Origin of the sequence: Flavobacterium rarum (SeqCode) (assembly GCF_965234445.1) — a bacterium.
Taxonomy (GTDB): domain Bacteria; phylum Bacteroidota; class Bacteroidia; order Flavobacteriales; family Flavobacteriaceae; genus Flavobacterium; species Flavobacterium rarum.
Genome location: NZ_OZ248490.1, coordinates 83,375 through 107,343, shown reverse-complemented (window position 1 = coordinate 107,343; position 23,969 = coordinate 83,375). Strand labels below are relative to the sequence as shown.

The 23,969-nt window shown below is 33.0% G+C and carries 21 protein-coding genes; 7 read left to right on the top strand and 14 right to left on the bottom strand.

Going from position 1 to position 23,969, the window contains the following annotated elements; translation table 11 throughout:
- Positions 1–105 precede the first annotated feature (105 nt).
- From AC8GF4_RS08610 to AC8GF4_RS08600, 3 genes are all read left to right on the top strand, one after another.
- On the top strand, positions 106–822 hold the full coding sequence (locus AC8GF4_RS08610; protein ID WP_506593908.1) for a tRNA threonylcarbamoyladenosine dehydratase: 717 nt from the start codon (positions 106–108) through the stop codon (positions 820–822).
- 291 nt (positions 823–1,113) lie between these two features.
- Positions 1,114–1,767: an HAD family hydrolase gene (locus tag AC8GF4_RS08605; protein ID WP_506593907.1), complete on the top strand. Its 654-nt coding sequence runs from the start codon at positions 1,114–1,116 to the stop codon at positions 1,765–1,767.
- A gap of 74 nt (positions 1,768–1,841) precedes the next feature.
- On the top strand, positions 1,842–2,687 hold the full coding sequence (locus AC8GF4_RS08600; RefSeq protein WP_506593905.1) for a DUF2911 domain-containing protein: 846 nt from the start codon (positions 1,842–1,844) through the stop codon (positions 2,685–2,687).
- A 358-nt stretch (positions 2,688–3,045) separates the two neighbouring features.
- Here the strand turns inward: AC8GF4_RS08600 and AC8GF4_RS08595 are convergent, their stop codons facing one another.
- The 3 genes from AC8GF4_RS08595 to AC8GF4_RS08585 form a co-directional block, all read right to left on the bottom strand.
- Entirely contained in the window at positions 3,046–4,065 is a 1,020-nt protein-coding gene (locus tag AC8GF4_RS08595) for a hypothetical protein (protein ID WP_506593904.1), read from the bottom strand.
- 234 nt (positions 4,066–4,299) lie between these two features.
- The gene (locus AC8GF4_RS08590) at positions 4,300–6,036 is read right to left on the bottom strand and encodes a sodium:solute symporter family protein (RefSeq protein ID WP_506593902.1); all 1,737 of its coding nucleotides are present in this window, start codon (positions 6,034–6,036) and stop codon (positions 4,300–4,302) included.
- Between the two features lie 122 nt (positions 6,037–6,158).
- Positions 6,159–8,690, bottom strand: a complete 2,532-nt coding sequence (locus AC8GF4_RS08585) for a PIG-L family deacetylase (RefSeq protein ID WP_506593901.1) — start codon at positions 8,688–8,690, stop codon at positions 6,159–6,161.
- A gap of 1,016 nt (positions 8,691–9,706) precedes the next feature.
- Between AC8GF4_RS08585 and AC8GF4_RS08580 the strand changes: the two genes are divergently transcribed.
- Complete coding sequence (locus AC8GF4_RS08580; protein WP_506593900.1) at positions 9,707–10,666, top strand: alpha/beta hydrolase; 960 nt, start codon at positions 9,707–9,709, stop codon at positions 10,664–10,666.
- 79 nt (positions 10,667–10,745) lie between these two features.
- On the opposite strand, the gene AC8GF4_RS08575 is transcribed toward AC8GF4_RS08580, so the two are convergent.
- The 9 genes from AC8GF4_RS08575 to AC8GF4_RS08535 all read right to left on the bottom strand — a co-directional run bounded on the left by AC8GF4_RS08575 (position 10,746) and on the right by AC8GF4_RS08535 (position 17,643).
- On the bottom strand, positions 10,746–12,395 hold the full coding sequence (locus AC8GF4_RS08575) for an LVIVD repeat-containing protein (protein ID WP_506593899.1): 1,650 nt from the start codon (positions 12,393–12,395) through the stop codon (positions 10,746–10,748).
- A gap of 235 nt (positions 12,396–12,630) precedes the next feature.
- Positions 12,631–13,146, bottom strand: a complete 516-nt coding sequence (locus AC8GF4_RS08570) for a hypothetical protein (protein ID WP_506593898.1) — start codon at positions 13,144–13,146, stop codon at positions 12,631–12,633.
- Positions 13,147–13,198: 52 nt separating this feature from the next.
- Entirely contained in the window at positions 13,199–13,738 is a 540-nt protein-coding gene (locus tag AC8GF4_RS08565; protein ID WP_506593897.1) for a mechanosensitive ion channel domain-containing protein, read from the bottom strand.
- A 206-nt stretch (positions 13,739–13,944) separates the two neighbouring features.
- The gene (locus AC8GF4_RS08560; protein WP_506593896.1) at positions 13,945–14,526 is read right to left on the bottom strand and encodes a Maf-like protein; all 582 of its coding nucleotides are present in this window, start codon (positions 14,524–14,526) and stop codon (positions 13,945–13,947) included.
- A complete protein-coding gene (locus tag AC8GF4_RS08555; RefSeq protein WP_506593895.1) occupies positions 14,519–15,445 on the bottom strand; it encodes a geranylgeranylglycerol-phosphate geranylgeranyltransferase in 927 nt (308 codons plus the stop codon). The genes AC8GF4_RS08560 and AC8GF4_RS08555 overlap by 8 nt, the downstream gene beginning before the upstream one ends.
- Positions 15,446–15,762: 317 nt before the next feature.
- Positions 15,763–16,290: a KdsC family phosphatase gene (locus AC8GF4_RS08550; protein WP_506593894.1), complete on the bottom strand. Its 528-nt coding sequence runs from the start codon at positions 16,288–16,290 to the stop codon at positions 15,763–15,765.
- Positions 16,274–17,035, bottom strand: a complete 762-nt coding sequence (locus tag AC8GF4_RS08545; RefSeq protein ID WP_506593893.1) for a Rossmann-like and DUF2520 domain-containing protein — start codon at positions 17,033–17,035, stop codon at positions 16,274–16,276. The genes AC8GF4_RS08550 and AC8GF4_RS08545 overlap by 17 nt, the downstream gene beginning before the upstream one ends.
- Before the next feature lie 66 nt (positions 17,036–17,101).
- Positions 17,102–17,374, bottom strand: coding sequence for a type II toxin-antitoxin system YafQ family toxin (locus tag AC8GF4_RS08540; RefSeq protein WP_506593891.1), 273 nt, complete (start codon positions 17,372–17,374; stop codon positions 17,102–17,104).
- Positions 17,374–17,643 (bottom strand): hypothetical protein, encoded by a 270-nt coding sequence (locus AC8GF4_RS08535; protein WP_506593890.1) that lies wholly within the window; start codon positions 17,641–17,643, stop codon positions 17,374–17,376. The genes AC8GF4_RS08540 and AC8GF4_RS08535 overlap by 1 nt, the downstream gene beginning before the upstream one ends.
- Positions 17,644–17,870: 227 nt before the next feature.
- Between AC8GF4_RS08535 and AC8GF4_RS08530 the strand changes: the two genes are divergently transcribed.
- Positions 17,871–21,056 carry a cytochrome c biogenesis protein gene (locus tag AC8GF4_RS08530; protein WP_506593888.1) on the top strand — a complete coding sequence of 1,062 codons (3,186 nt, stop codon included), beginning with the start codon at positions 17,871–17,873 and terminating at the stop codon, positions 21,054–21,056.
- Positions 21,057–21,187: 131 nt separating this feature from the next.
- Here the strand turns inward: AC8GF4_RS08530 and AC8GF4_RS08525 are convergent, their stop codons facing one another.
- Positions 21,188–21,973 carry an anti-sigma factor gene (locus tag AC8GF4_RS08525; protein ID WP_506593886.1) on the bottom strand — a complete coding sequence of 262 codons (786 nt, stop codon included), beginning with the start codon at positions 21,971–21,973 and terminating at the stop codon, positions 21,188–21,190.
- Positions 21,973–22,503: an RNA polymerase sigma factor gene (locus tag AC8GF4_RS08520; RefSeq protein ID WP_506593885.1), complete on the bottom strand. Its 531-nt coding sequence runs from the start codon at positions 22,501–22,503 to the stop codon at positions 21,973–21,975. The genes AC8GF4_RS08525 and AC8GF4_RS08520 overlap by 1 nt, the downstream gene beginning before the upstream one ends.
- Before the next feature lie 222 nt (positions 22,504–22,725).
- Here AC8GF4_RS08520 and AC8GF4_RS08515 point away from each other — a divergent pair, with 222 nt between their 5' ends.
- Both AC8GF4_RS08515 and AC8GF4_RS08510 read left to right on the top strand, forming a co-directional pair.
- Positions 22,726–23,376: a DUF4331 family protein gene (locus AC8GF4_RS08515; RefSeq protein WP_506593883.1), complete on the top strand. Its 651-nt coding sequence runs from the start codon at positions 22,726–22,728 to the stop codon at positions 23,374–23,376.
- Positions 23,377–23,409: 33 nt separating this feature from the next.
- Positions 23,410–23,964, top strand: a complete 555-nt coding sequence (locus AC8GF4_RS08510; RefSeq protein WP_506593881.1) for a DUF4331 family protein — start codon at positions 23,410–23,412, stop codon at positions 23,962–23,964.
- Positions 23,965–23,969: the final 5 nt, after the last annotated feature.

Below are 23,969 nucleotides of genomic sequence, written 5' to 3'. Positions count from 1 at the left end.
TTTTGGGAGTCAGAATTTTTAACGATTAAACAATTTCAAACCCTAACCAAGAACAATTAAACCTTTAAACGATTAAACTTTTTAAAAAAAATTAAACAAAGAAATATGGCAGAGTGGACAGAAAGAGCCGAACTATTATTTAAAAAAGAAGGGTTACAAAATTTACAGAATGCACACGTAATGGTCGTAGGACTTGGTGGTGTGGGATCTTTTGCAGCCGAATTTTTGGCTAGGGCAGGAGTGGGGACGATGACCATTGTAGATGGAGATGTTGTGGATATTACCAACATCAATAGGCAATTACCAGCTCTGCATTCTACCGTAGGGCAACCTAAAGTCGATGTTGTAGGTGACCGATTGATGGATATTAATCCTGAATTGAAATTGATACGAGTAAAAGAGTTTCTTTCTCCTGAGCGGGCTTATGAGATTGTAAATGAGGATTTTGATTATGTTTTGGATTGTATTGATAGTGTAACTCCAAAATTAAACCTAATCATTGCAGCCAAGAGAAAAAGAGTAAAAATAATTAGCAGTATGGGAGCAGGAGGTAAAATGGAAGCTTCAAAAGTGAAGGTTACAGATATTACCAATACCGTAAATTGTTATTTTGCCAAAACCATTAGAAGAAGATTAAAAGAATTTAAAATTGATAAACTAAAAGTAGTATTCTCTTCAGAAATTCAAGACGAATCGAGCTTGAAAATGACCGATGGTTCCAACTTTAAAAAATCTTTTTACGGAACCAATAGTTATATGCCTGGTTTATTTGGGCTTTATGCCGCAGAAACGGTGATTCGTTATTTACTTAAGAAAGAATAAAGGGTTTAAAATTGTATAACGGTTTAAGGGTTTAAGGGTTTAAATTGTTTAAGAGTTTAAATTGTTTAAGAGTTTCCTAAAACTAAATTTTACAAAACATTTTACTGTCATTAGATTTAGGATGAATATAAGACGCAAAGTGTCATTTCGACGAAGGAGAAATCGCATTTGATACTCCGTTGTATGATTTCTCCTTCGTATAAATGACAAATAAACGAGTGTCATATCTTAAACGCTTTCATCAAACAATTTAAATAAATTTAAACTTTAAACAATTTAAACAAAATTTTAATGATACAAACCGTAATTTTTGATATGGATGGTGTAATTGTAGATACAGAACTCGTACACCGTTATGCCTATTACAAACAATTTGGAGAACTCAATATTGATGTTCCAGAGGAAATGTACACTTCTTTTACAGGATTTTCAACCCGCAATACTTTTCAGAAATTGAAAGAACATTACCAGTTGGAACAAGATGTCGAAGATTTGATTATGAGAAAAAGATCAATTTTTAATGATGCTTTTGATAGTAAAGAAGATTTAACTTTGCTGGAAGGAGTGGAGAATTTAATTAAAGATTTCCATCAAAATGGCATGCAATTAATAGTAGCTTCCTCAGCTTCTAATGTAACGATTGACCGTGTTTTTCGCCGTTTTAATTTGCATCAATATTTCTCTCATATAGTAAGTGGAGAAGATTTTCCAATGTCAAAACCGCATCCTTCTATATTTTTGCACGCTGCCTCCTTGTCAATTGCACCCAAAGAAAATTGTATTGTTATTGAAGATAGTACCAATGGGGTGAAAGCGGCCAAAGCGGCGGGTATTTTTTGTGTTGGATATAATAGTGAGCATTCCAAAGATCAAGACCTTGAATTAGCGGATGTTATAGTGAATCATTTCAAGGAATTAAATTTTGAGATAGTCTCCAAATACTAATTTTGAATTAAGATATAATTAACATTTAGCATTTTTGGAAATTGTAAATTTGAACAAACACTTAAATCAATACTATGAAAAAATTATTTATTGCTATAGCTTTTGTTATAGCCCCCTTTATTGCAGAGGCTCAATTAAAAACACCTCAAGCCAGTCCAAAAGCGACTATCTTTCAAACTGTAGGATTGACAGATGTACAAGTTGTTTACTCAAGACCTGCTGCTAGAGGAAGAGCTGTATTTGGGAATTTGGTGCCTTTTGGAAAAGTTTGGAGAACTGGTGCTAATGAAAATACTACAATCTCTTTTAGCGAAGATGTAGTAATTGATGGTAAAACTTTACCAAAAGGGAAATACGCATTGTATACTGTTCCTAAAATCGAAAGTTGGGAAATAATTTTTTATTCAGATACAAGCAACTGGGGAAATCCTGAAGTTTGGAACGAAGGTAATGTGGTGCTTAGAACTACAGTAAAAGAAGAATCTTTACCAAAAGCGGTAGAAAGTTTTACTATAGGTATAAATAGTTTGGACGCCAATTTTGCTTATTTGGATATGGCTTGGGAAAACTCTTCTGTTTCTATGAAATTTGAAGTACCAACACAAAAAGCAACTCTTGCCAATATTGAAAAAGCGTTGGCTGGACCAACATCTGGCGATTATTTTTCAGCTGCACAATACATCTTTCAATCTAATGGTGATAATACAAAAGCATTAGCTTATGTAAATAAAGCTTTGGATATGAGTACAGACAAACCGTTTTGGTACAACAGATTGAAATCTTTGATTCAAGCAAAATTAGGAGACAAAAAGGGAGCTATTGAAACAGCAAATCTTTCTCTTGCAGCAGCAGAAATTGCAAAAAATCAAGATTATGTAAAAATGAATAAAGAGAGTATTGCAGAATGGAGTAAGAAATAAGTATTCTTTTTTTTTTTCAAAGTAGTTTGAATCTACTTCAAGTTGATTCCATTAAAGTTGGAGTAACAAACAAAAAATCCCGTTTCGTCGAAATCGAAACGGGATTTTTTATGAATTTTAAAAAGAAAAATTTTATACCAGTTACAAATATATATTAGTCCAACAAGCTTATCTTTTGCATAAGCTTATACATTAATAAGCGTCAGAAATTCTCGCATATGTTTTAAATTAAAACTCTCTCAAAGACGCAAAGGTGCAAAGTGATTCGTCCGACCTTAGCGCCTTAGCGCCTTTGCGAGAAAAAAGATTAACCCTATTGCCCTTGGGAGAAAAACTTCAAACCAGAAAAGTATTTGGGTTAATTTTTATTTGGGTTTGGTATTACTCCATAACATGTTGTATTTAGCACAATAGAATAATCAGGATTCAAAGGTTCATTTGTTTGAGCCAATCTTTGAGACCCAGTATTGGCAGGACAAGCAATATCATTAGTTGAATCGTAAACAAGGTTTTTTCCGTTTAAGCTATCTATTAGTTCTTTGGGCACATAAATTTGAACTTTTGTGATTGAATAGCCCGATGGAATGTAACGTACATAGAAACCATCTGGGTGCAAAGTCCAAATCCCGCTTGGGTAATCGGTTCTTGCAGGTGCAACTCCGGCCAAAATAGCATATTTTTCCATTTCTTGATAGGTGTAATTTCCAGAGGAAACTAATCCGCGAATACTGTTTTCGGCTTCAAAAACGGTTTGAAGGCTTTCGGGCATTTTAGCTTTGACTTCATTGATTATTTCGTCGGGTAAAAATCCAAGAGCACCATCTTCTAGTTGTGATAATTGCTTTTTGTTCAATAGTGTTACTGCCGTTAATTTTATTTCGGTGTCAAAATTAATAAACTTTGTTTTGGCAATTATAGCCCATAGCAAAACTTGAATAGCATGTTGATCAATTTCTGGATGTTGTTCGGCACTCTTTAGTATAGCTGTTACAATATCTTTTTTTGGTCCATTGGTTGGTGCATACATATAACCATCACCCGACGAAGGTGCAAATGTACCAGCATGCAAGCAATAGCTTTTGTTGGTCATTTCATAATAACCCGCACAAAGTATATATCCACCATTTGTTGCTTTGGGTAACAAATAGAGCGGTTGAGCGATTCCTAATTTGAAAAAATCAGGCATTTTTGATCCTTCTTTTTTTACATCCTCAAAGCCAGTTGTAATTGCTGCAGGTTTTTTAAATAATTTTTCAATTCCTAGAGTTGAAGCTCCAAGTTTGAGTAAGTCGGTTGAAATACCAAATTGAGCATAAGTTGTAGCATTGCCAAATAATTGAAAAATTAAAGCAAAGCCAATGATTTTAATTGTTTTCATTTGTAAAAGGTTTTAATCTAAATAGTTGCCTCAAATTTACCTTTTTAAAATCATTTTTAACAATAATTGTATTATTTTAAAATAGTATTTTATAAAAAAAATCCCAATTCACAAGATTTGGGATTTTGTTTGTTTTCTACACATTGAGTAAATTTCATATTTTAATGAAGTTTATTAATTTTTTTGGAATATTAACTGAAATCACTTTATTTCCAAATTTTATATAGGGTGCATTCAATTAAAATATTCAGGAGTTTGAATTTTATCTTCATCCTTAAAAAGTGTAATTTGAAAAATGTAAGACAAAACAATTGTTAGTGTTGCCCCAATAAAGTTAAGCCACAAATAGCCCAGTTTTTCGGCACCACTTGGGTAAATAAAATTGGTAAAATAGTATATGATAAAAATGGCAATTTGACTGATAATAGCAGCATAATAGATTGATTTGCCGCGTATTTTTTGAGTATAAAATCCAACAAGGAAAATCCCTAAAACTGTGCCGTAAAAAATGGAGCCAATGATATTTACAAGTTGAATTAAGTTTTCGAATAATGTTGCGATACAGGCAAATGCAATGGCAATTATTCCCCACATTAAAGTAAAGTATTTGGTGGCATTGAGATACTGTTTTTCTGTTTTACCTGGATTATTTCGTTTGTAAATGTCAATAGCGGTTGTTGAAGCCAATGCATTTAGTCCAGAGGCTGTAGAAGACATTGCTGCAGAAATAATAACTGCAAGTAAAAGTCCGATAAGTCCTTTGGGTAAATAATGGAGTATAAAGTAAAAAAACACATAATCTTTGTCATTGGTTTCACTATTTGAATCTGCTTTTGAAATAATTTCTCTGGCATGTGCCCTTAACTCTTTTTCTTTAAGAGAGAGAGCTACTAATTCTTTTCGAAGTGTTGGATTGTCATAATCTTGATTGAGTTGGTCGATATACAAAAGATTGATTACTTTTTCATCTTCGGATAATTTGTCTAAATCTTTCTGTAGATTTTGATATTCCGTTTTGTATATAGAGTTTTCAACCGTAATTTTATTATTTGGATTAAAATTTAAAGGTGTTTCATTGAATTGAAAAAAGACAAAAACCATTACACCAGTTAGTAATATCAAAAATTGCATGGGTACTTTCAAAAGTCCGTTCATGATTAATCCCATTTGACTTTCACGTACCGATTTTCCAGACAGATAACGTCCCACTTGTGATTGATCGGTACCAAAATAAGCAAGAGCCAGAAAAAATCCCCCTGTAATACCGCTCCAAAAAGTATATTTTTCGTCCAAGTCAAAAGAGAAATTCACGATATTCATTTTTTCATTGGCACCTGCAATATGAATTGCATTATCAAAAGTCATATCGTTTGGCAAATAGTCCAAAATAAGGAAAAAAGTAATGGCCATCCCCGCAAGTATTACAAACATTTGCTGTTTTTGGGTGACATTTACTGCTTTGGTACCTCCAGAAAAGGTGTAAATTATGACCAAGAAACCAATTACAATGTTCATATAGGTAAGGTTCCAGCCCAATAATGCTGATAATATAATAGAAGGAGCATAAATGGTAATTCCAGTACCCAGACCTCTTTGAACCAAAAACAATACAGCGGCTAGGGAACGCGTTTTTAAGTCAAATCTTTTTTCTAAATATTCATAAGCAGTAAAGACTTTGTATTTGTGATAAATAGGTATAAAAGTGAGACAGATTACTACCATAGCAATGGGCAATCCAAAATAGAATTGTACAAATCCCATTCCGTCATGATAGGCCTGTCCTGGTGTAGATAGAAAAGTGATGGCACTTGCTTGTGTAGCCATTACAGAAAGTCCTACTGTAAACCATGGTGTTTCATTGTTACCAAGAATGTATTCTTCGACGTTTTTACTTCCTTTTGTTTTCCATGCTCCGTATATTACAATAAATAATAGTGTTACAATCAGTACAATCCAGTCAAATAGTTGCATAGTTTAGGAGTATAATTTCATTATTAAATAAAAAACAATAATGTACAATGCATTAGCAACTAAAACTAATGTGTAGTTTTTTGACCAAATTTTTGGTTTGTTAGATTCCATTTCTTTGTTATTTATTGTTTTACTTTTTGGTTTGGAATACTTACAGATGGTTTAATCGAAATCATATTCGAAAGTAATTTGTAGGCTCCTGGCACACCTTCTGGCAGTTCTCTAAAAAGACTAAGACCGGTGTAAATATAATTTCCTTTTCCGTAAGGTGCAATCAGTAATGCACCATCTTTGGCACTTTCTCCTTTGTCATTGGAGGAAAGGATAGGAGTGAAAGCCTTGTCAAATTCTTTTGGATAATACAGACCTTGTTCTTGTTTCCAACCTTTAAAATCGTTTGAAGTGATGGCATTTGGGTAGTTTAAAGCAGGATGATTGGGCACTAGAAAACGAACTTCAGCATTTTCTTCAGTAACCCTGTCTCTAGAAATTTTCAAAGGATATGGTGCTATTTTTTCAGTAACCAAATCATCTGTTGTGTTGTATTGCACAATCATTGTTTTTCCTCCTTTTACAAAATCAAACAAAATTTCTTGTTTGTTTGCCAATTCCTGAACCGTATTGTAAGCACGTACACCTGTCATAACCACATCAAAGGATTCTAGTTTTTCGGGTGTTATTTCTTCAGGTTTTACTAGGGTGACTTTATACCCCATTTGAGTTAAACTCTTTGGCACTTCATCGCCAGCTCCCATAATATAGGCTATTTTCTCTTCGTTGGTTTTTAAATCCATTCGAATACATTTTACCACTGCTGTTTTTAAAACTTGTTGCTTTGTAATGTGGTCATAATTGATATTGATTTGTTCTTTATCGTATAATATTCCATCGATAGTAACAATGCTTTTTCCAACAGCTTCATTCATTTGAGCGGGAGGCGTAACTTCAAAATATAGGGTTTGATCTGTTCCTTTTTTGTCCAATTGAAAAGGAATAAACGCTGGTTTGACTTTCCATTCTTTTGGTAAATCCAATTTCAAATTTCCTTTGATATCGTTTTTACCCGCTTTTATATTTATACCTATATATTTGGATTTGGTATTGGGGAAAAGTAAAACTTTCTCTTGAATTGTGGTAGTAACTACAGGAACTATATCCAAGAAATTATACATTTCACCTTTTACATCGTCGTTGTATTTGTAAACTACGGTTCTTTCAAAAGGAATTTCAACACCATTTATTTTTATACTGAAAACCACTTTTACTTCTCTAATAATATCGGGTATCCCAATATTTTTTTGATCTTCTACAGTGTATAAACCTATTGTTCCGGGCTCTTTTAGCCAATACGGTTGCGTGTAGGCTATGGATTGCGGTAATTGTAAATCGATAGTATTATTTTGAAGTATATTGTTTTTTAAATCGGAGTTCAAGACCGTCGTTTTTTGTTCAGGCATTGTAGTTATACTTACCAATTGCATAAATGCAGAACTTCGGTTTATGGCTTCCAATTTTAAGTTTACAATACTTCCAGGAGTTGCTTCTTGAGCGTTGGATACCGCTTCCAGATACAGTCCCGAACAACTAGCAATAATTTTTTTTATTTCTTCGGATTTTATGGTTTTCCAATGATTTTCATCCAAGGCTTGAATCATTGTATACACTTTTACCAAATTTGGGATGCTGGCAGTTGGGTTTTTAAAATCGTATTGATTGGCAATAATGGTAATCAATTCACCAATTGGTTTTCCGCCTTTTACACGGTTCCAGCTGGTGTCTATACCTTCAAAAAGGGATTTTTTTTCTTTCAAAGGCTCTCCTTTTAAAAACTCCAAATATTCAGTGTCTTCACCCCGTGATCCAGTACTACCGAATCCTTGGGACTTGTGACTGCTTCTACTTAAGGCTGCTATTTCTTGATTGGATTTGCCAATTGTGGCGTAAAAAACGCCTGTTGATATTCCGATTAAATTGGTTTTGTCTGCTGCATCAAATTTTTCTTTACTGCCATAAAACCACCATGAAGTATTGAAAAATGCGCGTTTTGGTTGCCAAGTTTGTACGAGTTGCAATTGTTCTGGAAAAGAAGCTGCATTGTTGGCCAAATCAAATCCTTCCATACTCAACATAGCTGATGAAGTGTGGTGTCCATGAGTAGTTCCTGGAGATTGATGGTCAAATCGATTGATGATAACATCGGGTTGAAATTTTCTAATGGTCCAAACTAGGTCGGCAAGCACTTTTTCTTTGTCCCAAATATGAAGTGTTTCTTCTGGGTTTTTGGAATACCCAAAGTCATTGGCTCTGGAAAAAAATTGTTCTCCACCATCAATTTTTCTTGCTTCAAGAAGTTCTTGCGTACGAATGACTCCTAATAATTCGCGTAATTGCGGTCCAATTAAATTTTGACCTCCATCGCCTCGAGTTAATGACAAATAGCCTGTTCTGGCATGAATATCATTGGACATATAAGAAATTAATCGTGTGTTTTCGTCATCTGGATGTGCTGCAATGTATAGAACTGTACCCAGAAAATTCAGTTTCTGAATTTGATCGTAAATTTCGGCAGCATTTTGTTTTTGAGGTTTTTGTGCGTGTACTATTGGAATGGAAAGAAGTAAAAGAAGTAATGATTGTATTAAAATCTTTTGCATAGAAAGAATGTTTGTTGTTCTAAATTAATTTTTAGAATAAGTTTAAATTGAGCAACTTCAAAAATACTAATTTAAAGATGGGATTATTTATTTGGAATTCTAAAAGTTATGTTAATGTTTGGAATTCTTAAGGTAGGAAGATTGAAAGATTTTGATTCGAATCTTTGTAAAAGATTGAAAAATTTTGAGAAAGATAAACAGTTAGCCCTTTGCGTTATATTTTATAATAAATAGCATTAAGTTTTTTACCAAATATTAAATATAAGTTCATTTAACCCAGAATCCGCATTATACTTTGTCACGAAACTGAATTATTCAATAAAAGCAAGAGCTCACGGACTATTTTTGAAGATGTAATACTTTTGTATTTTGAATTTAAAAATAGGAGAATCAAGCAAAGCGTATCTTGAACTCCAATGTAAAATATAAAAGCGTGAAAAAAGTTCTTGGTTTTGAAGTAGAATTCAGATGTAGTAGATTTCTAATGCGGAATCTGGGTTTAAGTGAAAGATGAATAAGAATAACTTATACTTGGTTAAATTATTTTTTACCAAATAGAAACATAGAATTTATATTTTTTATATGGTTAATTTTTTTATCCAAACTAAAAGCTTTGGCTTTGTGAAAGGTAAAAATCACAAATACTTGTTCTGAAAACGATAATGCGAGAGGGATAGACGCTGGCTACCGAAGTAGCGCATATAGCCCGACCGCATTTTGGTAAGTGGGCAAATGAGCAGAATGAATAGTAGCCCACTTTTCAAAATGGGGTCTCGCCCTAATGCTCTAAATTGTTTGAAAATTTTAGATTATTAATGTATACTTAATAAAAATCATTTTTCAGTATTAAATAGTTTTTAAATATCATAATTTGATTGCTATTTGTGATTTTATTTTGAAATAAAATCGTTGTTTAAGTATTTTATTTCGAATTAGAATAGTAAATTTAGAGTATTGTTTTTTTTTATTTAGAATGCTTTACCCAATTGTATTTTATCAATTAAAACCTTACTAAGATGAACGAAATCTACACAGAAGATGTCTTGCTAAATGGGTTTGAACAAACGAAAATTACTTTGCCCAATGATTATGAAGGTATTGTAGTAGCTGTTTTAATTCGAAAAACGAATCCAATACCCTCTACAAAAGCTATTTTGTGTATTCACGGTTTTAACGATTATTTTTTTCAAACAATTGTAGCAGATGAATTCCTGAAAAACGGGTATAATTTTTATGCTTTGGATTTAAGAAAATACGGAAGAGCTATTTTGCCCAATCATAATCCAAACAATGTTAGGGATTTGTCTGAGTATTATGAAGAAATTGATATTGCTTTGGATGTAATGAAGGACGAAAGGAATGAAGAAATTATACTTTATGGACATTCTACTGGTGGACTTATAGTAACCTTGTACGCCTCAGACCGAAAGGGCATAGAACACTTTGACTCCTTGATTTGCAATAGTCCATTTTATGATTTTAATGTGCCTTGGATTCAAAAGAAAACTGTAATTCCGATACTTTCTTTAATGGGTAGGTTAAATCCGAATATTTCGTTGCCAATTGGTTTTTCTAAGTTTTATGGGAAGAGTTTGCATAAAAATGATTTTGGAGAATGGAATTATGATTTAGCATGGAAACCTCATGTTGCTCCCTCTATTAATGCGGGTTGGGTCAATGCCATTCACCAAGGTCATATTAGAATTGCAAATGGAATAACAATCAATACACCTATTTTAATATTACATTCATTAAAATCAGTTTATCCAAAAGAATGGTGTGATGAAATGTTTGAAAGCGATGCCATTTTGAGTGTCAAAGATATTAAAGAAAAGTCAAGATTAGTAGATTCGCCTCAGAAGAAAGTTATAGCAATTGAAGGGGCAATTCATGATCTGGTGCTTTCAAGAAAAACAGTTCGGGATAAAGTTTTTGAAACTATTTTTGAATGCTTGAATGGTATTTTTGAAAAATAAATAAACTTTTATAAAAATATTAAAGCGGTAACATGTCAAAATGTTACCGCTTTAATATTTTAAAATTCAACTGAAATTATTACAAAGCTGTTCCTGTGTAACTTCCTGTAATAGTTACATTCTTTCCTTTGGTCACTTTACCATAAACAGTAATTGAAGAACCGGTTCCAATAAATACAATTTTTGAATTAGAATTTAAAGTCAAATCTCCCCAAATCACTACAGAACCTTCTATTTGTAAGTTAGCATTACTATTTACAGTTAATACCGTTGGGTTGGCTTGTTGGTATTTTCCTTGGCTTAATATACCATTCATTTTAAAAGTACCATTACTGTTTAGCGTAAGGTTGTTTTGAACCGAAATAGAACCACAATGGGTAAGTATAGAATTGGAATTAATAATTATTGAGTTTAAAACAGTAGAACCATAATAGCCTTGAATAACATTAGAATTTAAAATCAAATCTTTATTTGAAGAAGTATAAGAGGATAAACCATTACAAATTTCAGAAACTGGTGGAGTTGGAGGTAAAGGTTTTTCCATTTTAATGATTTTCAAACCACCATTACCACTAGCAACATAAATGTAATCACCGCTTGCTTTTACATAATTGGCAGATCCACTGATTCCCACAGTACCCATTAATGTTAATTGATTTCCTGCTTTGTAAACATTAAGACCATTTCCACCATTGGCAACAAAAACATAATCATCGTTTACAGATACGGCATTGGTTACCACGTCATCCGGTTCTGTTGTTGTTGTTGCAGGTGTCAATGAAATAGTTTGAATTTTGGCTCCCGAAGTCATGTTGTAAACTCCTAATCCTTGAAATCCTTCGGATACCAATAAATTGTCTCCTACAAAATCGATAGTTCTTTTGGCTCCTTCCACATCATCTTTCCAATTAGAAAAAGTTTTAGTCAGTGTTAATGTTGATGGATTATAAATATTAATTCCTTTTTTCCCGCTTAGGGTTACCACTTTGTCATTATTTACTGCAACAGTTCTTAGATCTTCAATTGCAACATTACTTCCTACTTGATTGCCCGAAGAATCAAACTTTGACAAACTTCCTGTGTTTCCAGAAACGGTAAAGTAATTGTTTGTATTAACAGCAACATCCGTAGTTACATAGCTAGAAATGTTATTTATGGTGTAGCTTGAAGTAAGACCACCAGAAGAAGTCAACTGCATGTTTATTACAATTGCAGGAGATGTGAATGTTGGATATTTATCCACATTGGCAGCTCCAGCTATAATTAATTTTCCATTTGAATAAACAACCGAAGTAATATCGGTATCAGGAATCAATGCAGACATTACCAATATTGGTTTGTATGGATCTGAAACATCAATCATATCAATTGCTCCAGAATATTCTTCGCCTTGATGCGTATACGATACATAAGCATATTTTCCGTTTATTGAAACGTGACTGGCTTGCAAAGTGTTTCCTTTACTGTTTTTTGGTGCTTTAATTTCGGCAACTTGTGTTAATGGAAGTTGATCGGACTCTGTAGTCAATCTTTTTCTTGTTGAAGCGTTTACAATTGCAATTACTCCCGAGTTGGTAAAGTCCAAACGTTTGTTTAATTGTGTTTGATTGTTATTGATTACAATACTATTTTTATCTAAATTGGTTTCAGTATTAAAATTTTCTTGATCTGAACAAGAAGTAACGAAAGCTAAACTCAAAAGTGAAAATAAAAAAATACCTTTTTTCATGTTTTCTGAAATATAATTAGTGTTTTAATTTTTTGAAAAGGTATTATTGTGATTTTCTCACGATAAAACCATTTGAAAAATAGTTTCAACAACTGTGCCAAAATCAGTTAAAAGTACTTAAAAAGGAGGTAAAATGCATTTTTAACTTTTTTACAAGGTTTTATATTACATTAAAAAAGCGCCTTATACAGCGCTTTTATTTTTGATTAAATTTCAAAGAACAACTTAAATGGTATTAATGTTTTTCTTTATGACCTTTGCCTTTTCCTTTTTCTTCATGTTTATTGTGATGATCATCATGATCGTCATCATGTTTATCATTAGAATTTCCATAATGGTTTCCATTGTTACCTCTACATTTTTGAGGTTTACCTTTGTAGCCTTTATAGTATTTTGTTTTATGGGTATGAAAATGTGTATAAGGAGAATGACCATGATAATCAGTCAATACTACTTTATAACCGCTATATAAATCGTAGTTTCTGCAATAGCTTGGTAAATTTCTAGTACGAATCCATTTTCCATTTCCAAAATAAATATACTGTGACAATCGGATGTCATAGTAAACTTGAATGTCTGGTAAATAGTAATATTCTACATCATCATAACCTAAAGGTCCCCATACAGGAGGTGTTCCTATGTTAACGTTTACATTAGGTGTCCCAATGTTTACGTTAACCGATACTTGCGCTTTTGTTGAAATTGCTGTAAAAAATAGGACAGCAACAATTAGTAATTTGATTGTTTTCATTGTATTTAAAAATAGATTAGGGTTTTTGTTTATAAAGAAATTGATTTGTGGATTAATCTACAAAATCAAGCTCTGTAGTTGTATTAGTAGGTTTTTTGATAATTGAAACTCCTTTTTGGAAAAATAAATTATTGGGATAAATAAAAATCTCTTCTGATCCAGATTTTAATGTTACATAAAAGGCACCAATATCTATTATTTCTCCTTCTTCGGGAAAATCTTTGTCATGGATTAATATTATGTCGCCAATTTTGAAAGGAAATGAAAAAAATAAAATAATTCCAGCCGAAATATTACTCAAAATCGACCATTGTGCAAACATAGCAACACCAATTATAGTGGCAATAGAGGAAAGCGTTATGAAAATGTCATTGGCCTGTACTCCCCAAATTAAAATTAGGGTGATTATAGCCAAAATAGTTATCAGAATGTAAATGTATTTGATAACCAAATTGGTTCTTTTCTCAATAATTTGACTTGATTTTGCATATCGTCTTACAACTTTGGAAACAATAGCACGAGAAATAATTACTACAAATAGTAATATTCCAGTGCTAATTTCTTCCTTAAGATAATGATTTAAAAAATCCATTTTAGTGTTTTATAAGTTACTGTAATTATTAGTAGACGCAAAGATTCTAAGCTATTAAGCTGCTAAAATTTAAGAAGACTATTCAAAAAAAATAACAACTAATTATTTTGAAAATTAAGAGTTAATATGCTAACGTTTGAAAAAGGTTATAAACTATTTTCCTTAACTTAGAATCTCAGATACTTAGTTGTTTAGCTTCTGAATATTTATAAGTTACTTAAATAGTCAAATACCTTGTCAGTGGGCATTCCCATTACATTGGCATACGATCCTTCAATTTTTGAAACCCCAACAAAACCAATCCATTCCTGAATTCCATAGGCACCCGCTTTGTCATAAGGCTTGTATTTTTCTAAGTAATATTGAATGGCTTCATCGGTTAACGTATTAAAAGTCACTTTTGTTGTTTCGAATATCAAATTAGTAGACGAATCTGTTTTAAAACAAACCGAAGTGATGACTTCATGGGTTGCATTCGATAAAGATTTTAAAATTTCAAAAGCGTCTTGATGGTCTTTTGGTTTGCCCAAAGCCTTATTGTTGTGCCAAACTATCGTGTCACTTGTAATTAAGATTTCGTTGGGATTCAGTTCTCCTTCAAAAGCATTGGATTTCAATTGTGCTAGGAAGTTTGTGATTTCTTCTCTTTTTAACTCAGGCGGAAAAATTTCTTCTATTTCTTTCAAGCGGATTTCAAAATCCAAGTCCAGATCTTTGAAAAATTGTTGTCTTCTAGGTGAACCCGAAGCCAATATGAGTTTGTGATTTTTAAGTTTTTCTTTAAGCATGGTGTAAAATATTATAGGTGACAATGGCAATTGAGAACAATCCGAACAAGATGATTAATTTTAGAATAGTACTCAGGTGATGGAATTCTTTGGTCTTTTTTGCAGCTGCCATTTTAATTATAAAATAAAGTAAAGGAGCAACAATAAATATCAATGAATAAAGTGTTGCAATGAATAAATTATTAGCAAAATAATAGGTATTGATATAAATAATCACAAAGACTAAAGGGATGAAACTCAAAATCAACACCAATTTTGAAGTTCGGCCTATTCCAATTGCAATTGGTAAAGTGTTCATCCCTTGATTATAATCGCCATTAATATCTTCTAAGTCTTTTACAATTTCTCTGATGAAATTTATTAAAAAAGCAAATACTGCATAATCAAATAAAATAGAAAACAAATCGGCTAAAGCTTGCTGGTTTCCGGGGTTGATTACGGGTAGTAGATCGAATATTCCAATGATTAGTACACTAAAACTCAGTAAAAGCGCCACAACTATATTCCCAATGAGCATCATTTGTTTGAGACTTGTTGCATATAGATATAAAGTTGCCGAAATGACAATGAAAATTGCTGCGAATCCAGGTTTTGCAATCACATTCGATAAATAGAATCCAATGCCAACTCCCAAGATATTCAATCCCAAATAGATATTGTAAGCAGTTGTCTCAGTAATGCTTTTGCCTACAACAACTTGATTGGGTTTGTTGTCTATGTCTGTCGCCTGGTCAAAAATATTATTAATTACATAGCCGCCAGCTGCAATTAATACAGTTGACAACACCAACAAGCAATATTGAAAATCAGTAAGTGCTAAAGGTATGTTTTGCAATGTTAAAAATCCATATCTAAAAAGCAGCTGCATCAAGGCAAGCATCAGTAGGTTTTGGTAACGTATGAGTTTTAGGTACTTCATGTTTAATGTTAAGTTGTCGGTTTTGAGTTATGGGTTTTGAGTTATGAGTTATGAGTTATGGGTTAAAGGTTAAGGGTTATGGGTTTTGAGTTAAGGGTTAAGGGTTAAGGGTTTTGAGTTATGAGTTATGAGTTATGAGTTTTGGGTTATGAGTTATGGGTTTTGAGTTATGGGTTATGTTATGGGTTATGAGTTATGAGTTATGGGTTTTGATTATTAAAGCACAAATTTCTAACTTCTAACTTCTAACTTCTAACCTCTAATCTCTAACCTCTAACTTCTAACTTCTAACCTCTAACTTCTAACTTCTAACTTCCTTAATCGTGTTTCCCATCAAAATAAGCCATCCATTTTCCCTGTACTTTCATCACTTGCTCAATTACATCACGAGCAGCACCTTTTCCTCCGTTTTTGTGTGAAATATAAGTTGAAATAGTCTTAATTTCTGGACTTGCATCTTGTGGACAGGAAGGTAGACCAACCAATTTCATAACGTGGTAATCCGGAATATCATCACCCATGTACAAAACTTGCTCAGGGTTGATGTTGTAAGCATCGGTGTATTCTTTGAACGTTTTTACTTTGTCTGGTGTTCCCAAATGGATATCGGTAATTCCTAAATTGCGAAGTCTCACTCGTACCCCTTCGTTGCTTCCCCCAGAGATAATGCATACGTTATACCCGCTTTCTACAGCTGCTTTCATGGCATAACCGTCACGAATATTCATAGTTCTAAGGATATCACCTTCATTGGTTACAAAAACAGAACTGTCCGTTAGTACGCCGTCTACGTCAAATACAAACGTAGTAATATCATTCATTATTTCTTTATAGCTTTTTGCCATGATTTTGTATGGATTGTGTTAGTATTTTATAAATTGTGGATTGATTTTCATTCGATAAAAACGATTCATGTGCTTCAATTGTCGAAAGATCATTACGTTTGGCAGGGCCAGTTTGCGCTTCTTTAGGAGAAAGGGTCAGAAGTTTTTCGGCAGTTTCTAGAATCAAAGGTTTTAAGATATCGAAAGGAACGTGGTTTTCCTGACAAATTTCATTACCTAATTGATACAAATAGTTGGTGAAATTATTAACAAAAACAGCAGCCACATGCAAGGCTTTTCGTTGGTGGGAATCGATTTTGTAAACACTATCAGAAATGGATTGAGCTACTTTTTCTAATAGGGCATAATCATTATCCAATTGGGTTTCCAAACAAAAAGGGATGACTTTAAAATCGACTGATTTTCCTTTTGTGAAAGTTTGTAAAGGATAAAAAACGCCTTTTCGGTTTTTATCGTCTAGCGAAGTCAACGGCGCACTTCCCGAAGTATGAACGACCAATCGATTTTCGAAAGGCAATTGAGAGGAAATATATGGAATTGCATCATCGGAAACGGCTATGATATACAAATCGGCTTCCGCCAAAGCATTCCAATCATTCGTGATTTTGCTGGAATCGAGTAGGGGAGAAATGTGCTTTTGGGTTCTAGAATACACTTGAACGATTTCTACCGCATTGCTTTTTGCGAAAGCGTCAATCAAGTGTTGTGCCACATTTCCAGAACCGATAATCGTTATTTTAATCATTTGGCAAAATTAAGAAAAAAATATAAGGGTTGATTGGATACTAAAGTCATTCGGCAAAGGTTTGCTCTAAAATAAATCACTATGTGTTCCTGTACGCTCCAAATAAATTTCTTTTTCACTTTCATTTTGTTTCCAAATCAAAAGCCAGTCTGGTTTTATGTGACACTCCCAACGTCCAGAATAAGTACCACTTAATTTATTTGGTTTGTACGTTAGGGGAAGCTCTCCTTTACTTTCAAGTATTTCAATTATTATTTTAAATTCTTCAAAATCATATTTTCTTCTTTTACAAAGCTTAATATCCTTCTTAATCTTTGATGTATAAATTAGCTCATACATTAAATACCCATTGCATCAAAAAAATCTTGTGAGTTTTTTACTCTTGTTAGCCCCTTATCAGCATCAGTTTCTTTAAAAGTTTTTATAGTTTCTGCATTTGGAAGATTTTTACTTGTTGGATACGTTTTTTTTAGCTCTGAAGATTTATCCGTTACAACTGGATTCTCAAGAATTTCAATCGCTTTAGAATCTCTAAAAAAATTAGCCATTACCATAAAGGCTTTTCCTGCTTTGCTACGTTCGTTTAATTTTATTGTTATCGTTGTCATAATCCAATATTTTATACAAAGTTAGTTTTATTTTATAAAAAAGTACTATTTGAAGCTGTGTTGAAGCTATTTTTTTGAAATATTTTAAATACAAATGCAGATGATTTATTGTTTTCAATATAGAAAACCACCCTTAATTTTGGATTAAATTAACAATTGTGCCCTAAAACAAGTGGACAATTTTAAGTACTTTTGCGACACTCAAATAAAACAAAATTCACTTCCAAATGGATAAAAAATTATTCTCTGTCTTATTTTCAACTCGATTAATGGCTTTGTTATTCTTGACTTTTGCAATTGCAATGGGCGTAGGAACTTTTATAGAAAGCAAATACAATACCGATACAGCCCGAATTTTAGTTTACAACACCTGGTGGTTTGAAGCCATAATGGGTTTTTTCATGATTAACTTCATAGGGAATATCAAACGTTATCAATTGCTTAAAAAAGAAAAATGGGCTACTCTGATGCTGCATTTAGCTTTTATATTTATTATTGGAGGGGCTTTTATTACGCGCTATATCAGTTTTGAAGGGATGATGCCAATACGTGAAGGTGCAGCAGAAAATCAATTCTACTCCGATAAAACTTTCCTAACTCTTTTTGTAGATGGCGAATACAAAGGGGAAATGAAACGCAGGGTTTTTGAAAAATCAGTGTTACTTTCACCTGTCACAAATAATAATTTTTCCATAAACGAAAATTTTGCAGATACAAAATTTGAAGTAAAATATGAAAATTTCATTATGGGAGCCAAAGAATACATCAAACCCGATCCAAAAGGGAATTTGTATTTGAAATTGGTTGAAGCTGGTGACGGTGGTCGTGAAGAGCATTTTTTGAAATCGGGAGAAGTTCAGAATATCCATAATGTGCTTTTTGCCTTAAATAAATTTACAGATGGAGCTATCAATATCAATACCACAGCGAGTGAATATTCGATTCAAATGCCATTTGAAGGAGACTTTATGCGTATGGCAGATAAGCTACAAGGGAAAGTGGTAAAAGACAAAGTACAACCTTTGATGATGCGTTCTTTATACAGCATTGGAGACATTCGTTTTGTTTTTCCAGAACCTGCTGTAACGGGAGTTATTGATTACGAAACTAAAAATGATTTTAAAGAAAAAAATCATGAAGATGCTTTGGTTGTAAAATTGATAGCAGATGGTAAGGAAGAGATAGTTACGCTATTAGGTTCTAAAGGTAAAACAGGAGAGTCTAAAACCGTAAAAATAGGAAAATTGGATTATACTTTCTTTTACGGAAGTAAAGCCTATGTCTTGCCTTTCAAGATAAAACTAAACGATTTTATTGCTCAAAAATACCCAGGAACCGAGAAAAGCTATTCTTCTTTTGAAAGCCAGGTAACTGTTCAAGATTCGGTTAAACCATTTGATGCCAGAATATACATGAATCACGTTTTGGACCACGAAGGCTATCGTTTTTTTCAGTCTTCATTTGACCCGGACGAAAAAGGAACCGTTTTATCGGTTAATCACGATTATTGGGGAACTGCTATAACTTACATTGGTTATTTCATGTTGTTTTTTGCAATGATGGCCATCATGTTTACCAAACATTCTCGTTTTGCTGATTTGAAAAGAAAATTAGAAATAGTAAAAGATAAAAAAGCAAAATTGATTACTATTCTAGTTCTGTTTTTTAGTTTGTCGGGTTTTGCTCAAGAACACAATCACACTGCAAATGAAACCGAACACAATCATAATGAAAGCACAGGTCATGCAAGAGTAAAGCCAACACAAAAACAATTGGATTCGGTATTGACAGCCTTTACGGTTACTCCAGAACACGCCGCGAAATTTGGTCGATTAGTGATTCAAGATGCCGGTGGAAGAATGAAACCAATCAATACTTTCTCCTCCGAATTGTTGCGAAAAGTGAGCCATTCTAATTCGTATAAAGGAATGAACTCCGATCAAGTGTTTTTGTCCATGACTCAAAGCGCCCAATTATGGATCGAAATTCCTTTGATTTATATAAAACCAGAAAACGATAGTATCCGTAAAATTATTGGAATTGATTCCAAAGATCAGTATGCTCCATTTATCGCTTTCTTTGATGAAAAAGGGAATTATAAATTATCGCCTTATCTCGATGATGCTTACAAAGCTGGAAATCCGAATAGTTTCGAGAAAGGTTTTATTGATACAGACAAGAAAGTAAACTTAATGGAATCGGCATTGAGCGGCAGTATTTTAAGGATTTTTCCAATACCAAATGATCCTGGTAATAAATGGATTTCGTATTTGGAGCTAGAGCATGCAGGTATGAAAGGTATGGACTCTACGTATACCAAAAGTATTTTGCCTTTGTATTTTGGCACTTTAGGTCATGCTGTTGAAACTAAGAATTACAAAACAGCTGATGAGTTATTGGAAAGTATCAATGGTTTTCAGAAAAAATTTGGCAGTAAAGTGAGACCAAGTGATGACAAAATTAATTTGGAGATTGCGTATAACAAATATGATATTCTTCCTAAATTGTTTTTTTGCTATTCACTTTCAGGGATTTTAATGCTGATATTTACCTTGTTGAATATTTTCTTTGATAAAAAAGCATTGCGAATAACTGTAAATAGTTTTCATATTCTTATTGGTTTCTTTTTTGTTTTACATACATTGGCTTTGATTGCACGTTGGTATATCTCAGGGCATGCGCCTTGGAGTAATGCATATGAAGCAATCATCTATGTAGCTTGGGCGACCATGTTTTTTGGTTTGGCTTTTGATAGAAAATCAAAACTTACAGTAGCTTCTGGAGCTTTTGTTACTTCTATGATTTTTATGGCTGCTTATGCCAACTGGCTCGATCCCGAAATAGCCAACTTACAGCCCGTACTTAATTCGTATTGGTTAATGATTCACGTAGCGGTAATTGTGGCAAGTTATGGACCATTTGCTTTAGGAATGATATTAGGTTTTGTGTCATTGCTTTTAATCTTTTTCACCAATGAAAAGAACAAAGCAAAAATGGATTTGAATATAAAAGAAATTACATACATCAATGAAATGGCATTGACCATTGGTTTGATCATGTTGACCATTGGAAACTTCCTTGGAGGACAATGGGCCAATGAAAGTTGGGGACGTTACTGGGGATGGGATCCAAAAGAAACTTGGGCATTGATCAGTATTATGGTGTATGCTTTTGTGATTCATGCTCGTTTTGTGCCTTCTTTAAGAGGAAATTGGACTTTTAACTTAATGAGTATGTTTGCTTTTATATCCATATTGTTTACTTATTATGGAGTAAACTTCCATTTGGTAGGATTGCACTCTTACGCAAGTGGCGAGGCACATTCTTTGAGTTGGATATGGTATTCTTTAGGAACAATATCAGTAATAGGAGCTTTGGCTTACCCAAAATACAGAAAGTTTTATAAGAAGTAATTCTTTATTTATAATGACAAAAAAAGGTTCAACTGAGAAGTTGAACCTTTTTTTGTAAACTAAAATAGTACTTAATAATCTTTGTCAAAGTCTTAAACTTTGACAAAGATGGTTTACTATTTTTATAAAATTTACACTTTTCCTAGCGTATACAATTGTTCCATTGTTGGGCTTAAACTTCCACCAGCGGGCTCGAGTGTAATTCCAAACGCTTCGGCATTTTCAGCATCTTCAACAGCAAAGATTTTTTGATTATTACTATCAAAATTGTCAAGTAAACCAATACTTGTTGGAGTCAAAGGATTCAGTTTTAAAGCCCAAACCTGATACACCATTCCTTTTGGAGGTTCTGGCAATCCTGCCGCATCAACATAAACTACTTTGGTTTCCTTGTTCCAATATACTTTTGCAAATGACTTAGGATTTACTGCTTGGCCACTAAGCGCTACAACCGTATTTTTGTCATCTCGTATTACGGCCAAACTAGTTTCTACTGCCTTGTTTTTTTGTTCTAAAGTGTTTAACTCTTTAGTCAATTTGTCTTTTTCATTTCCAATTGTGACCACTTGATTGTTGCTTTGATTTTGTTGGTTGTATTGATAGCCAATACCTACCATTAGTACAATTGCGGCTGCCCAACCCATATATTGAGACCAATTTGTTGCTGGTTTCATCTGTATCACATCCGAATGTTTTAATTCGAGTTTGGATTTGATTTTCTCAAAATTGGCTACCGAATGAAAAGGGGAAAAACTAGATGATAAAGCCACTATTGCCTTTTCGATGGCGATTATTTCATCGTTTATTTCAGGATGATTTTTAGCCATAGTGCTCACTTCTATGTTTTCGACTTCACTTAGTAAACCATACACATAAAGTTCTAATATGCCAGATGCTATATATTCTTTTGTATCCATTATAGTTTCAAATAAATTCTTAAATCATTAATACAATTTCTATTTTGGGTCTTCACAGTTCCTAGAGGAATAACCAATTCATCGGAAGCTTCTTGTTGAGTGTATCCTTTAAAAAATAGTAAATCTATAATTTGAATACATTTTGGTTTTAGCTTTTTGACAAATTCTTGAATACCAATAGTGTCTATTTTGTTCACCAGTTTAGTATTGTCGTCTAATAGATGTACGAAATTATCGGAGGATAGGTTTTTTTGATTGTTATTAAAATTTTTAGACCTCAATTTATCTATAGAAGTATTCCTTGCTATATTGAGAATCCAAGTATAAAATCGGCCTTTGCTTTCGTGATACGAATCTATGTTTTGCCAGATTTTTATAAATACTTCTTGAAGAACATCCTCGGCTTCTTCTCTGTTTTTCACCAGTACACTAATTACCGAAAATAAACTTTTGGAATACATATCATAGAGATAGGTAAACGCCTTGTCATCTTTCTTGTGAATTAATACTAACAACTCATCTTGGGTCATAATTCTCCTTTTTGTTTCGAATACAAACTTATACAATTCTAGTTGTAAATAACAAAGTATAAAGTATTCTATCGTTATAATTTGTTTTATAAAAAAATTTAATTCAGTTAAATCACTGTATGTCAAATGATTAATTTTTAATTTAAAATATTTTCACTTTTTTTAAATCCAAAATGAAACTAATCTCGTAAATGCTATTATAACTTTTAAATTAAAAACAAAATGAAAAAAACAAAAATGATATTAGGTCTATCGCTAGTGGTGATTTCAGGCTTAATTTTAGTAGCAGCGGATCACATTGATGCTCCAGGAACAATGTCAGGAGATGCCGGTGACATTACAGATGTGTACACTTTTCAAGGTCAAGACACCAATAATTTGGTTTTTGCAGTAAACACACAAGGATTATTGAGTCCAAATGCAACGGGAGCTGCAACATTTAAAGAAAATGTGATGGTCGAAATTAACATTGACAACACAGGGGACAATGTGGAGGATTTAGTAATTCAAGCGGTAAAAAGAGGTGACAAAATGTACTTTTTTGGACCTTATGCTCCAACTACCACTGGAACTTCCAGTATGATTAAAACAAGTGCAGCTTCTGGAGAAGTAGCCATTTCTGCTTATGGTGCCACACCGACAATGGCGACTAAAAATGGCATGAAATTTTTTGCAGGTCCAAGAGATGATCCTTTCTTTTTTGACTTAGGACAATTCAAATCAATCCTTGCAGGAACAGCAACTGGTTTCAATAATCCTGGAACAGACACTTTTGCAGGTACAAACGTACTTTCTATAGTTGTTGAAGTACCAAAAACAATGTTAGGGACTTCAAGTACATTAAACGTTTGGGCAGAAACCAAGAAAAAATAAAAATTAATATACTATCCTTTAAAAATTTAAGATATGAAAACAAATAAATTCAAATTAATAACATTGGCTCTTGTTTGTGCTGTTGTTTCGGTAAATTGTGACAACAATGATGATAATGCTAATGATGGGGTGCAAGGAATAGATTTTTCTGGTACTTATGTGCAACAGGATCAAATGGCAAGACCTGCAATTAACACTGTTTTTATTGCTTCTGGTCAACCAAAAGATGATTTCAATGCAGCAGTTCCTTCAAAAATGGGAGCCAAATACCAGTCTATTTTTCAGTCTAGATTGATGGCACTGAATTCCGGTTATTCAACAAATGCTTTAGGACAAGATGCTGCAGCATTTACAGGACTTTTGTCTACAGATGTATTGAATGTTTCTAAAACTGCAAAAACTACATTTTTTGATGGAACAAATGTTTTAACAGGAAGAGCATTATCCGATGATGTTATTGATGTTGAGCTATTATTGATTTTTGGAGGACCAATGGGAACTTCAAATCCTAGTCTTACATCAGATCATGTAAATGCAAATGATAAAGCTTTTTCTACATCATTCCCATACTTAGCTACTGCTTGGTAAAATTT

Excerpts from the sequence above, each read along its gene's own strand:
- AC8GF4_RS08580 (WP_506593900.1), top strand. The coding sequence starts at position 9,707 with ATGAACGAAATCTACACAGAAGATGTCTTGCTAAATGGGTTTGAACAA.
- AC8GF4_RS08565 (WP_506593897.1), bottom strand. The coding sequence starts at position 13,738 with ATGGATTTTTTAAATCATTATCTTAAGGAAGAAATTAGCACTGGAATA.
- AC8GF4_RS08520 (WP_506593885.1), bottom strand. The coding sequence starts at position 22,503 with ATGACCCAAGATGAGTTGTTAGTATTAATTCACAAGAAAGATGACAAG.
- AC8GF4_RS08590 (WP_506593902.1), bottom strand. The coding sequence starts at position 6,036 with ATGCAACTATTTGACTGGATTGTACTGATTGTAACACTATTATTTATT.
- AC8GF4_RS08595 (WP_506593904.1), bottom strand. The coding sequence starts at position 4,065 with ATGAAAACAATTAAAATCATTGGCTTTGCTTTAATTTTTCAATTATTT.
- AC8GF4_RS08575 (WP_506593899.1), bottom strand. The coding sequence starts at position 12,395 with ATGAAAAAAGGTATTTTTTTATTTTCACTTTTGAGTTTAGCTTTCGTT.
- AC8GF4_RS08560 (WP_506593896.1), bottom strand. The coding sequence starts at position 14,526 with ATGCTTAAAGAAAAACTTAAAAATCACAAACTCATATTGGCTTCGGGT.
- AC8GF4_RS08510 (WP_506593881.1), top strand. The coding sequence starts at position 23,410 with ATGAAAACAAATAAATTCAAATTAATAACATTGGCTCTTGTTTGTGCT.
- AC8GF4_RS08525 (WP_506593886.1), bottom strand. The coding sequence starts at position 21,973 with ATGGATACAAAAGAATATATAGCATCTGGCATATTAGAACTTTATGTG.
- AC8GF4_RS08545 (WP_506593893.1), bottom strand. The coding sequence starts at position 17,035 with ATGATTAAAATAACGATTATCGGTTCTGGAAATGTGGCACAACACTTG.
- AC8GF4_RS08605 (WP_506593907.1), top strand. The coding sequence starts at position 1,114 with ATGATACAAACCGTAATTTTTGATATGGATGGTGTAATTGTAGATACA.
- AC8GF4_RS08570 (WP_506593898.1), bottom strand. The coding sequence starts at position 13,146 with ATGAAAACAATCAAATTACTAATTGTTGCTGTCCTATTTTTTACAGCA.
- AC8GF4_RS08550 (WP_506593894.1), bottom strand. The coding sequence starts at position 16,290 with ATGGCAAAAAGCTATAAAGAAATAATGAATGATATTACTACGTTTGTA.
- AC8GF4_RS08530 (WP_506593888.1), top strand. The coding sequence starts at position 17,871 with ATGGATAAAAAATTATTCTCTGTCTTATTTTCAACTCGATTAATGGCT.
- AC8GF4_RS08610 (WP_506593908.1), top strand. The coding sequence starts at position 106 with ATGGCAGAGTGGACAGAAAGAGCCGAACTATTATTTAAAAAAGAAGGG.
- AC8GF4_RS08540 (WP_506593891.1), bottom strand. The coding sequence starts at position 17,374 with ATGTATGAGCTAATTTATACATCAAAGATTAAGAAGGATATTAAGCTT.
- AC8GF4_RS08585 (WP_506593901.1), bottom strand. The coding sequence starts at position 8,690 with ATGCAAAAGATTTTAATACAATCATTACTTCTTTTACTTCTTTCCATT.
- AC8GF4_RS08600 (WP_506593905.1), top strand. The coding sequence starts at position 1,842 with ATGAAAAAATTATTTATTGCTATAGCTTTTGTTATAGCCCCCTTTATT.
- AC8GF4_RS08535 (WP_506593890.1), bottom strand. The coding sequence starts at position 17,643 with ATGACAACGATAACAATAAAATTAAACGAACGTAGCAAAGCAGGAAAA.
- AC8GF4_RS08515 (WP_506593883.1), top strand. The coding sequence starts at position 22,726 with ATGAAAAAAACAAAAATGATATTAGGTCTATCGCTAGTGGTGATTTCA.
- AC8GF4_RS08555 (WP_506593895.1), bottom strand. The coding sequence starts at position 15,445 with ATGAAGTACCTAAAACTCATACGTTACCAAAACCTACTGATGCTTGCC.